This window comes from Helicobacter muridarum, assembly GCF_000765805.2.
Lineage (GTDB): Bacteria > Campylobacterota > Campylobacteria > Campylobacterales > Helicobacteraceae > Helicobacter_A > Helicobacter_A muridarum.
On sequence record NZ_JRPD02000003.1, the window covers coordinates 40,535 to 52,182 of the forward strand.

Consider the following 11,648-nt stretch of genomic DNA (forward strand, 5'->3'; position numbering starts at 1 on the left):
GGATCAGGTATGTTTGATTCAGCATTTCGCACGCTTTTCTTAAGCACTCCTGCAAAATTAAGATTAGAAAATAATCATCTTTGCATCACACAAGAGCAAAAGGAAAATGTGAAGATTCCACTCTCTGATATTCTTTGTATAATTTTAGAATCTCATCAAATCACATTTACAAATTCTTTACTTAACGCCTTTGCTTATCATAAAATTGTAGTTTTTACTTGTGATGAACATCATCTACCAAGTGGAATTTTTATCCCATTTTTGGGTCATTATAAATCTCTAAGTATTTTGCAATCCCAAATAGCTTTAAGCAAGCAAAGAAAGGCAATCCTTTGGCAGCAAATCATAAAATCCAAAATCAATAATCAAGCCTCATTATTAAAAATGTTAGATAAAGATAAATATACGCAATTAGAATCATTATCAAAGAGTGTAAATCTAAGCGATTCAAGCAATAATGAAGCAAAGGCTGCGGCGATTTATTTTAAATCACTTTTTGGTAGAGATTTTAGCCGTAAAATTGATTTGGATAATGCAATAGGCACGATTAATGCTGCACTTAATTATGGCTATGCTATTGTGCGTGGGGTTATTACTAGGGTTCTTTGTGCAAGTGGTCTTAATCCTGTTTTAGGTTTATTTCACTGTAATCAATTTAACTCCTTTAACCTTGCTGATGATTTGATAGAGCCTTATAGAATCTTTGTAGATTCTCTTGTTTTTCATATGAAAGAATGCGGTGATTTGGGGGATAATTTAGGGCTTGCAGATCGCTTAAAATTAACAAAGCTTTTAAATGCAAGTATTTTGATTGATAGTAAAATCTATCCACTAAATCGCGCAGTCGTAATAAGCGTTCAGAGTTTGGTTAAATCATTTGAAAAAGATTATAAATTAAAGTTACCGCTTTTTGAGGAGAATAAATCTAATGGAAGAGAAGTTTATGAGAGTATTAGTTATGTTTGATGTGCCAACTCGCACAAAAGAAGATAGAAAAAATAGCGCAAGATTTCGACAACAACTTATTAAAGATGGCTTTATGATGTTGCAATTTAGCGTATATATGAGAATTTGTAGGGGAGCAACAAGTGCAAATAATCATATTGATAGAGTTAGTTTATTCTTGCCGCCAAGAGGGCATGTAAGGGCATTAATACTCACAGAGAAGCAATTTGATAACATGAGACTTTTGCTTGGTAAGATAAGCAATAATGAACAGGCAAATAAGCCAAAGGAGCTTACGCTTTTTTAATATGACTTGTGATTAATTACGTATATTTTTGAATCTTTGTATAGATTAAGAAATATATTAAAGGCAGATATATCAACGTGACTTAAATAAAGTAAAAAATATTGATATTATGATTTTTATGTAGAATTTACTCTTAGCATGATATAAACCAATATTTAAGCTTAAAGTAAAAATAGGATTTTGTTAGGGATTGTAACCCTGCGGGAGATCCTGAACTCCCTTATTTTAGCCACTTATTAAACCATTTTTGAATTATATCCCAAATTTTATCAATAACACTAAATATTTTATAGTATTTAGTGTTATTAAAACTTATCAAATATCCTAAAATACGCAGTTTCAAGGTAGTGTATTTTAGCATAGAATGATTTAATAAGTGGCTAAAACAGTGAACCATATTCGCCGCAGATATAGTAATTTTAGCATAGAATGATTTAATAAGTGGCTAAAACAACTATGTATACGCAGGGTATAAAGAGAAATTTTAGCATAGAATGATTTAATAAGTGGCTAAAACCATCACAAGCGCACTTATCGGCGGCGGTGATTTTAGCATAGAATGATTTAATAAGTGGCTAAAACTGATAATGTGGTCTCCCCCGTAAAGAGCCAATTTTAGCATAGAATGATTTAATAAGTGGCTAAAACTCGCGTCTCGTCTCCATCTTACGCTTCTTAATTTTAGCATAGAATGATTTAATAAGTGGCTAAAACCTCCACATAATAATACTGTTCTTTGCGTAATTTTAGCATAGAATGATTTAATAAGTGGCTAAAACACTTCATATTCCTTGGTTTGCGATTGGATTATTTTAGCATAGAATGATTTAATAAGTGGCTAAAACCCGTGCTTACAACATGATATGGAATAATTTATTTTAGCATAGAATGATTTAATAAGTGGCTAAAACACCGAGATATTCGGGGAGCTGCAAACGATAATTTTAGCATAGAATGATTTAATAAGTGGCTAAAACCTCCACATAATAATACTGTTCTTTGCGTAATTTTAGCATAGAATGATTTAATAAGTGGCTAAAACAGACTCCCACATACCTGAAACCTTTGAACAATTTTAGCATAGAATGATTTAATAAGTGGCTAAAACTGCATACCAACATTACTATATTCTTTCATAATTTTAGCATAGAATGATTTAATAAGTGGCTAAAACTGGAGTCACGGGTTTAGTTATTTCGGATCATTTTAGCATAGAATGATTTAATAAGTGGCTAAAACCAGCAGTTTGTAAGACTTCATTAATTCGCAATTTTAGCATAGAATGATTTAATAAGTGGCTAAAACTTGGAAGCAGAAGCTAAAAAGCGCGGAATTATTTTAGCATAGAATGATTTAATAAGTGGCTAAAACCAGCAGTTTGTAAGACTTCATTAATTCGCAATTTTAGCATAGAATGATTTAATAAGTGGCTAAAACTTGGAAGCAGAAGCTAAAAAGCGCGGAATTATTTTAGCATAGAATGATTTAATAAGTGGCTAAAACGCATAGGGAACTTATTACTTCCTGTTGGTATTTTAGCATAGAATGATTTAATAAGTGGCTAAAACAAATTCAAAACAAAATCTGCGTTTAAATTTATTTTAGCATAGAATGATTTAATAAGTGGCTAAAACACTCGTAGTCAATGAAGTCATCGAAATAATAATTTTAGCATAGAATGATTTAATAAGTGGCTAAAACGACTCTTTCTTATACTGTCGGTGAGTATAATTTTAGCATAGAATGATTTAATAAGTGGCTAAAACTAGTGCCTTTTCGGCTTCATTAATCCCTAAATTTTAGCATAGAATGATTTAATAAGTGGCTAAAACCAGAATCCATAAATCTTATGGCAGGTAAAATTTTAGCATAGAATGATTTAATAAGTGGCTAAAACCTGCATTCTGCGTAAAAAAGAAAACTAGATATTTTAGCATAGAATGATTTAATAAGTGGCTAAAACATTAAAACAAATGCTACGCGTCAATCAAGAATTTTAGCATAGAATGATTTAATAAGTGGCTAAAACATCTCGTCATTTAGTAGGCGATGCTGTAGAATTTTAGCATAGAATGATTTAATAAGTGGCTAAAACCATATTCATCTTTAGCAGCACTATTTGATGATTTTAGCATAGAATGATTTAATAAGTGGCTAAAACAATGCATCCGATAGTTTGTCGAATTCATCAATTTTAGCATAGAATGATTTAATAAGTGGCTAAAACTAGTGCCTTTTCGGCTTCATTAATCCCTAAATTTTAGCATAGAATGATTTAATAAGTGGCTAAAACTATCTCTACAGCTCCTAAGGTTTCTAGTCTATTTTAGCATAGAATGATTTAATAAGTGGCTAAAACTAGTGCCTTTTCGGCTTCATTAATCCCTAAATTTTAGCATAGAATGATTTAATAAGTGGCTAAAACTATCTCTACAGCTCCTAAGGTTTCTAGTCTATTTTAGCATAGAATGATTTAATAAGTGGCTAAAACACTAAGCGCAGCATTAAAATTAGATGGAAAATTTTAGCATAGAATGATTTAATAAGTGGCTAAAACTTGGTTTAGTGATAACTATAGCGTTCAATCATTTTAGCATAGAATGATTTAATAAGTGGCTAAAACATCTTTATTAGCTGATAAAATCAAATTGTTAATTTTAGCATAGAATGATTTAATAAGTGGCTAAAACCCCCTTTTTTGAACTCTATCGCAGGATTAAATTTTAGCATAGAATGATTTAATAAGTGGCTAAAACTCGTAGGGATTTGTAACATTATTTGGTTTTATTTTAGCATAGAATGATTTAATAAGTGGCTAAAACCTCATTGGGCATTGTAGTAGAGGGAGGAGAATTTTAGCATAGAATGATTTAATAAGTGGCTAAAACAGCTAACTTTAATATATTTAATCTAAATTAATTATCTTAAAACTTTATTATAATCATCAGGTTAATGTAACTAATTCATTTTTAGCTTCTTCATAACTAAGATGCTAAGTTTATTTCTTAATAAATTAAGAGTTTTTATTTGAAGCTTAATAAATCCATTGCTAGTAAAAAGCTAGCAACAACCTTATAACAGTTTTATGTAATTTCTATATCAAGATTTTAAAGAAAAATCCGTTATCCTAATCATCTACTACTAAGAGTATAAATTTATCAATTTCTTAATTGAAATACATACCTCCATCAACTACTATCGCTTGACCTGTAATATAATCTGAATCTGGACTAGCTAGAAATGCTACTACGTTTGCTACATCTTCAGGTTCACTTAGTCGCTTTAATGTAATATGTTTTGCATATTGCTCCATTCCCCACTCAAAAGGTTTTCCTGCCGCGTTTGCTACATCTTGAGCAATTTTAAACATCATTGGGGTTTTGACTATGCCCGGACAATACGCATTAACTGTAATGCCTAAATGAGCTAAGTCCTTTGCTGCAGTTTGTGTAATACCACGAACAGCGAATTTTGTGCCTCCATATACAGCCAATTCTGGATTACCAACTTGCCCAGCTTGAGAACTTGCAGAGATAATCTTACCACCGTGACCTAATTCTTTAAAAGCTTTAGTAGCTGCTTGTATGCCCCATAAAACGCCACCTACATTGATATCAAATGTCTTACGATAGATTTCAAAAGTAATCTCTTCAATTGGCGTTATTGGACCTATTGCCGCATTATTAATCATTACGTTAAAATCACCTAATTCATTTTTTGCTTTTTCAACTGCATTAAATACATCATCACGATTTGATACATCAAGTTTTATAGCTATTGCTCTAGATATTTTACTTATTTCTTTTGCACTTTCTTTAGCAAGAGATTCATTTATATCTGCAATAGCAACGTTAAAACCATCTTTTGCAAGACGTAATGCAATTGCCTTTCCAATACCTTGTGCTCCGCCTGTAATCATTGCAACTTTTGACATAATAGCCTCCTTAATATAAATGGTGGACTTTTGCAAGCCCATAAACTGGTGTTTCTAAACCTTCATATCTAGCTTTAAGTTGTAAGGATAAGTATAAGGAATAGTGTCTTGATTGATGTAAGTTTCCACCATGAAACCATAGATTTTCTTGTTGAGTGGGTTTCCACATATTTCGCAGTTCGCCTTCCCAAGGACCAGGGTCTTTTTTGGTATTTGAACCTAATCCCCAAACTTTACCTACTTTATCTGCTACTTCTTGTGATACAATTTTTGCCACCCAAAAATTCATTGAGCTAAAACCAGTAGCATAAATTACCAAATCAGCCTCTAGTTCCTTGCCATTAGTAAGAACTACGGAATTCTCTTTTAATTCTTTAATATTTCCATTTTCAAGCTTAATATCTCCATTGGCAACAAGCTCGCTAGCTCCAACATCAATATAATAGCCTGAACCTCTACGCAAATATTTCATAAAAAGACCAGAGCCGTCATCACCAAAATCGAGCAAAAAGCCTCTTTTCTCTAATCTATCATATAAATCTTTATCACGCTTTTTTATTTCATCATAAACTGGCTTATGGAAATCTGCCATGATTCTAAAAGGAACTGAAGCAAACAGTAAGTCTGCCTTATCAGTTGTGATTCCATTCTCTAGTGCTTCTTCTGAATAGAGTCCTTTTAGGGCAAGTTCCATAAGAGAATCAGACCGGACGATATGAGTTGAACTCCGCTGTATCATAGTTACATCAGCGTCATTTTCCCATAATGCAGCGCAAATATCATGTGCAGAATTATTTGAGCCTAACACTACTACTTTTTTTCCTTTGTATAAGTCTGATGATTTATGTTCGCTTGAATGCTGTTGCTCACCTTTGAATATATCATAACCCTTAGGCTTAGGTATATTAGGTACTCCTGACATCCCTAATGCAAATACGACGTGCTTAGGACGTAATATGATTTCTTTACCTTCTTTTTCAACTGTGGCTATCCACTCCTTATTGGTATCATCATAAGAAGCTTTGACACACTTTGTAGATGACCAATAATTGAGTTCCATAATCTTAACATAGCACTCAAGCCAATCTGCTATCTTGTCTTTAGGTGAGAATACAGGCCAATCATCTGGGAATGGAAGATAGGGTAAGTGGTCATACCATATAGGGTCATGTAAACATAAGGATTTATAACGATTTCTCCATTGATCGCCTGGTTTAGGATGCGCATCAACAATTAGTGTTGGGACTTCTAATCTTTTAAGTCTTGCTCCTAGTGCAATTCCACCTTGTCCTCCACCAATAATTAATACATAAGGCTGTTTGCTATATCCTAGCTCTGTTTCTTCTTTTTGCTTTTTTTCTAGCCATGTTAGACGGTTTTTGTTGATTCCATGTTCTGCGCCTTTTATTCTGTTTTTGTTTTTCTTTTCTTCAAAACCTTTTAGTTCGTTTGCAACTGTGAGCAATGTCCAACACAGTCCATTTTTTAGTCTAATATAGCCTTTACCTCTAAATACTTTTGTTTCAAAAGTAAAGAATCCTTCAATAATATCGTCATAGCTATTTATATCTCCTTCTACTTTGAAATTTGTAGGTTTGCTGCTTGTAAGTTGAGATTGAAGCATTTGTTTAATTGAAGGTTTGCCTTCTAATGTAATAATATTCCATGTCAAACTTATTAAATCGCGCCAATAACATGAATCTTGAAACAAGTCTAATACATCGGTTAGGGTATGGGATGTAGATAAAGCTTGTTCAAAATTATTAAGCCAACTCTGAAGAGTATTTATATAATTTTTTTTCATATATTTTACCTCCGTTAGAAATTAAAGCAAATAAGAATTTATTGCTTTAATGCCGATTATACAAAAAAAAAAAACGTACTACGTATTTATGTTAAATAATCCTTTATAATTCTGAAGTATTTACATGTCTTTATTTTATTTAAGCATTAGTTTGTGAGTTGTAGCAACATTTGCAAGTCAGCTTAGACGTTACAATTCTTATCATATTAATTTAATAGTTGGCATTTTGTAATATTAATTACACTTATGAATTTGCATTAATCACCTTGTATAACTTAAAGTAGCTCTCATGTGTTTTCTATTAAAATTAATAAATTAATACTATTACGCTTGAAGAATTTTTTGTTTGATGTTTATACTATAGGTTCTAATTTGATATTTATATATTTATTAAATTTATAGTTTTTTGTTTAGCCATTATTATTTATAATCTTTATAGTGTGAAGCTTGCTTATGATAATAATCTAAGTTTCCTTTTATAAAATCACATTTTATGATAATGCTAAGCAATAGCTTCTTAAGATACAAAGCTAAGATTTTCACACTACATTGATGCTGAAGCAAGCACAAATGACTAAATTTTTTAGATTCTATAAAACTTATAGAAAGCAAAGATTTTTTACAAATGAATACCTAGCAATAATTTCCTATCTAACTTTTAAATTTATTTATGTATTAAGTGGCTTTGATTTTATAGTTAAATGCTAGGAATTACTTAGTTTTGTCGCTAAATTTTTCTTGAAGCCTTTATAATATTGTGTTAGGTCTTTTGTAATTAATTTCTTATTAAATTATTATTTTTATGTGTAAATATGTAAATTTTATTATTTTGTTTAGCTCTTTGTGATTCTTCTTGTTATAAGATGTTTTATCTATAATTATTCTGTTTTTAACTATAATAGCCTATCTCCTAGACTAGATTATCGAATAATCTTTACTCTTCTCTTTAATAAATATGCTCTAATCTTATATTGTAAGCCTAGTTTCTTTATTGCATTAAGGAAAATCTTATTATGTGTAGCTTTGTAGTAGTCTTTAAGTATTGTATATAGAGCTTTAGAGCTCACATTAAGCGAACTAATAGAATCTAAAATCTCTTCTGCACTCTTATGTCCTTGTATATGTAATATACGCAGAGCTCGCAACTCGTTATATACTGGTAGTTTTAGTATATATGGATATGTTGAAAAGTAGGAATCCATGAATTCTATTTGTAATTCCAATCTATTTTTCATAATCTCTAACCCTCTTTTAGAGGTTAGGCTATTCTTGTGATGTCGATAGTAATATAACGGAGTATGGATTTCGCCAATTTTACCTTTTAGACCAATCCTTAGCCAATATTCATAATCTTCTACCAAGAATCTTTTCTCATTGTATAATCCAACTTCTTTTGCCACTTTAGCCCTATATAAAAAACAAGCACCAATGCCGCAATATGCAATAAGTTTTTCTGGCATAACTGATACTTCTCTTTTTGCTTGTCTATTATTTTCTCGCAGTATGATGTAATCAGCGCATACCATTACATAATTATTTTGTGTTTGCAAAAAATCAAGCATAATCTCTAAAGCTTGTGGTACATAGTAATTATCATCTGAAGTCCAAGTTAAATATTCTCCTTTTGCTTCTGTAAAACCGATATTTAAAGATTTTGGCAGCTTTTGATTGATTTCATTGTGGATAAGTTTTATTCGGTTATCTTTATTTGCATAAGATTCTATGATTTCTCTTGTATTATCGGTAGAACAATCATTAACAATGATTAATTCTATGTTTTTATATGTTTGATTGAGTATTGATTCTATGGATTGTTCGATATATTCTTCACCATTATATGTTGGTAGGACAATGCTTATAAGTGGCATGGTGTTTCTCAAAGCAAGCTAGTAGTATCAATATATGGCATATTAAATGCCTTAGCTATGGATTTTAAAGCTATGCTACCATTATATGCGTTTAGTCCACCAATAGCCCCTGGCATTCTTAGCATCTCTTTCCAACCTTGATTAGCTATGACTTTTATATATGGCAATGATTCATATGAGTAGGTAATGCTAGATGTCCTAGCAATTACACCTGGTATATTTGGCACACCATAATGCACTAAATCTTCCTCTATATATGTAGGATTGTCATGTGTAGTTTGTTTAGAGGTTTCCATACAACCACCAAGATCTACAGATACATCAAGAACTACACCACCTTTATTCATCATTCTTAAATGTTCTCTAGTGATGATTTTTGGTGTTGAGGTAGCCGTTATAAGCACAGCTCCAATTAGAATGTCTGCCCCCTTTAGAGCTTCAGCGATTGAATTTTCGTTACTATATAGTAACTTTACTTGATTATTTATTACTAATGGGTGATTTGAGACTTTACAAACATCAATGTCAAGTACCCATACATCTGCTCCCATACCAACAAGCACTTTGGCCGCGTTCATACCTACCACACCACCGCCAACAACTACAGCCTTAGCCGGGCTAACACCAGCACATCCGCCAATAAGCATGCCCCTACCACCGTAATTAGCAGCAAGTAGCGTAGCTGCATGTTGAGCTGCAAATTTACCAGTTACTTCGCTCATTGCACTTAATATTGGGTAGTTACCCATTGGTCCAGCAATGGTCTCACCACAAATAGAAGTAACTTTAGAATCTATTAATGCCCTAGCTAGCTCTGATGAATAAGCCAAATCAAGGAAACTATATAGTACCATGTCTTTACGTAGAAAGCGAAATTCCTCCTCTGTTGGCTCCTTGCATTTGACTAGTAGATCTGCACATTCCCAAATTTCTTTTGCATTCTTTAGCACAGTTGCTCCAGCTATCTCATAGTCATTATTATTATAACCTATGCTAGAGCCTAGCCCATCTTCTATATAGATTTTATGACTAGGATTAGAATCTTTTAACAAAGCTACATCGCTAGGCACTAAGCCTACCCTATGCTCATGATTCATTATCTCCTTTGGAACACAAATATTCATAAATAATCCTTAAATACTCTGAAATACCTTTTCATTATACTATAAAATGATTTTTTTGTTTTTAATACTGTTATTCTCAAAAAATTGATAAGCTTTTTAATAAAGCTATGTTTGTCAATGAAATATTTAGGTTATAATTCTGGCTTGCAGATATCTGCAAATTTATTTTAAAATATGATGAGGATACAATGGCAACAAGAGTAGAACATGACTTTATTGGGGAATTGGAAATTGCTGATGATGTATACTATGGAGTGCAAACTTTTAGGGCATTACAAAATTTTAATATCACAGGCGACAAGCTTAGTAGCTATCCTAGCTTTATCAAGGCATTTGCACAAGTAAAAAAAGCAGCAGCTTTAGCAAATAATGAATTAAATCTACTAGATGATGAAAAAAAAGATGCTATTTGTAAAGCTTGTGATAAGCTTATTGCGGGTGAGTTAAGAGAACAATTTGTGGTAGATATGATTCAAGGAGGTGCTGGAACAAGTACAAATATGAATACAAATGAAGTTGTGGCAAACCTTGCTCTAGAAATTATGGGACATAAAAAAGGTGAGTATCAATACTGTCACCCAAATGACCATGTGAATTTATCACAATCAACAAACGATTCTTACCCTACTGCTATTCATGTGGCGTTGTATGATGAACTTTCTTCTCTTGCAAAAGATATGGAAGTATTAAAAACATCATTTAGTAAAAAATCAGATGAATTTAAAGATGTGTTAAAAATGGGACGAACACAACTTCAAGATGCTGTGCCTATGACCCTAGGGCAAGAATTTCATACTTTTGCTGTAATGATGGGCGAAGATATTGCTCGTGTGCTTGAGGCTCGTAATCTTGTAACAGAAATCAATATGGGTGGAACAGCAATTGGAACAGGTATTAACTCACACCCAGATTATCCAAAAATCGTGCAAAAGAGACTTTGTGAAGTTACAGGACACCCATTTAAAACTGCTGATGACCTTATTGAAGCCACGCAAGATACAGGTGCATATGTGCAAGTAAGCGGTGTGCTTAAAAGAGTAGCGGTTAAACTCTCTAAAGTGTGCAACGACTTGCGACTTTTAAGCTCTGGACCTCGTGCTGGGCTTAATGAAATCAATTTACCAAAAATGCAGCCCGGAAGCTCTATTATGCCCGGAAAAGTAAATCCAGTAATACCTGAAGTTGTGAATCAAGTGTGCTATGCAGTCATTGGTAATGATGTAACTGTTAGCTTTGCAAGTGAGGGCGGGCAATTACAACTAAATGTATTTGAGCCTGTCATTGCTTATGGACTTTTCAACTCAATCTCTATGATGAGAAATGCAATGCTTACACTTGCTAGTAAGTGTGTAGATGGCATTACTGCAAATGAAAAAGTATGTAGCGATTTTGTTTATAATAGCATTGGTATTGTTACTGCACTTAATCCTTATATTGGTTATGAAAACTCTGCATCAATCTCTAAAGAATCTTTGAAAACAGGCAAAAGTGTAAAAGATATTGCTCTTGAGAGAGGGCTTTTGAGCGAAGAGCAGCTTAATGAAATCTTACAGCCTAAAAATATGCTCAATCCACATATGAGCGCAGAAGATAAGGCTAAATTTCAAAAGCATTCACCATTTGTGAAGTAAGATATTACTAAATATCTCATTTTACTTACTACATT

At 32.4% G+C, this 11,648-nt stretch carries 7 protein-coding genes and 1 CRISPR repeat array; of the genes, 3 read left to right on the top strand and 4 right to left on the bottom strand.

The window, feature by feature from the left end; translation table 11 throughout:
* Nucleotides 1–9 precede the first annotated feature (9 nt).
* Together cas1 and cas2 are read left to right on the top strand one after the other, a co-directional pair.
* Complete coding sequence (gene cas1, locus LS73_RS02080; protein ID WP_052089482.1) at nt 10–966, top strand: type II CRISPR-associated endonuclease Cas1; 957 nt, start codon at nt 10–12, stop codon at nt 964–966.
* On the top strand, nt 929–1,252 hold the full coding sequence (gene cas2, locus LS73_RS02085; protein WP_034557006.1) for a CRISPR-associated endonuclease Cas2: 324 nt from the start codon (nt 929–931) through the stop codon (nt 1,250–1,252). Before cas1 ends, cas2 begins: the two co-directional genes overlap by 38 nt.
* Nucleotides 1,253–1,603: 351 nt before the next feature.
* A CRISPR array of direct repeats spans nt 1,604–4,140; the repeat unit is 36 nt; unit sequence ATTTTAGCATAGAATGATTTAATAAGTGGCTAAAAC.
* Between the two features lie 278 nt (nt 4,141–4,418).
* Here the strand turns inward: cas2 and LS73_RS02090 are convergent.
* From LS73_RS02090 to LS73_RS02105, 4 genes are all read right to left on the bottom strand, one after another.
* Nucleotides 4,419–5,186: a (S)-acetoin forming diacetyl reductase gene (locus LS73_RS02090; RefSeq protein ID WP_034558415.1), complete on the bottom strand. Its 768-nt coding sequence runs from the start codon at nt 5,184–5,186 to the stop codon at nt 4,419–4,421.
* A gap of 10 nt (nt 5,187–5,196) precedes the next feature.
* Complete coding sequence (locus LS73_RS02095; RefSeq protein WP_034558416.1) at nt 5,197–6,990, bottom strand: flavin-containing monooxygenase; 1,794 nt, start codon at nt 6,988–6,990, stop codon at nt 5,197–5,199.
* Nucleotides 6,991–7,910: 920 nt separating this feature from the next.
* The gene (locus LS73_RS02100) at nt 7,911–8,858 is read right to left on the bottom strand and encodes a glycosyltransferase family 2 protein (RefSeq protein ID WP_052089438.1); all 948 of its coding nucleotides are present in this window, start codon (nt 8,856–8,858) and stop codon (nt 7,911–7,913) included.
* 8 nt (nt 8,859–8,866) lie between these two features.
* Entirely contained in the window at nt 8,867–9,982 is a 1,116-nt protein-coding gene (locus LS73_RS02105; protein WP_034556707.1) for an alanine dehydrogenase, read from the bottom strand.
* A 188-nt stretch (nt 9,983–10,170) separates the two neighbouring features.
* Between LS73_RS02105 and aspA the strand changes: the two genes are divergently transcribed.
* A complete protein-coding gene (gene aspA, locus LS73_RS02110; RefSeq protein ID WP_034556708.1) occupies nt 10,171–11,613 on the top strand; it encodes an aspartate ammonia-lyase in 1,443 nt (480 codons plus the stop codon).
* Nucleotides 11,614–11,648: the final 35 nt, after the last annotated feature.

Bases quoted from the DNA above. Each gene is read 5' to 3' on its own strand.
- cas1 (WP_052089482.1), top strand. From the start codon at position 10: ATGTTTGATTCAGCATTTCGCACGCTTTTCTTAAGCACTCCTGCAAAA.
- cas2 (WP_034557006.1), top strand. From the start codon at position 929: ATGGAAGAGAAGTTTATGAGAGTATTAGTTATGTTTGATGTGCCAACT.
- LS73_RS02090 (WP_034558415.1), bottom strand. From the start codon at position 5,186: ATGTCAAAAGTTGCAATGATTACAGGCGGAGCACAAGGTATTGGAAAG.
- LS73_RS02095 (WP_034558416.1), bottom strand. From the start codon at position 6,990: ATGAAAAAAAATTATATAAATACTCTTCAGAGTTGGCTTAATAATTTT.
- LS73_RS02100 (WP_052089438.1), bottom strand. From the start codon at position 8,858: ATGCCACTTATAAGCATTGTCCTACCAACATATAATGGTGAAGAATAT.
- LS73_RS02105 (WP_034556707.1), bottom strand. From the start codon at position 9,982: ATGAATATTTGTGTTCCAAAGGAGATAATGAATCATGAGCATAGGGTA.
- aspA (WP_034556708.1), top strand. From the start codon at position 10,171: ATGGCAACAAGAGTAGAACATGACTTTATTGGGGAATTGGAAATTGCT.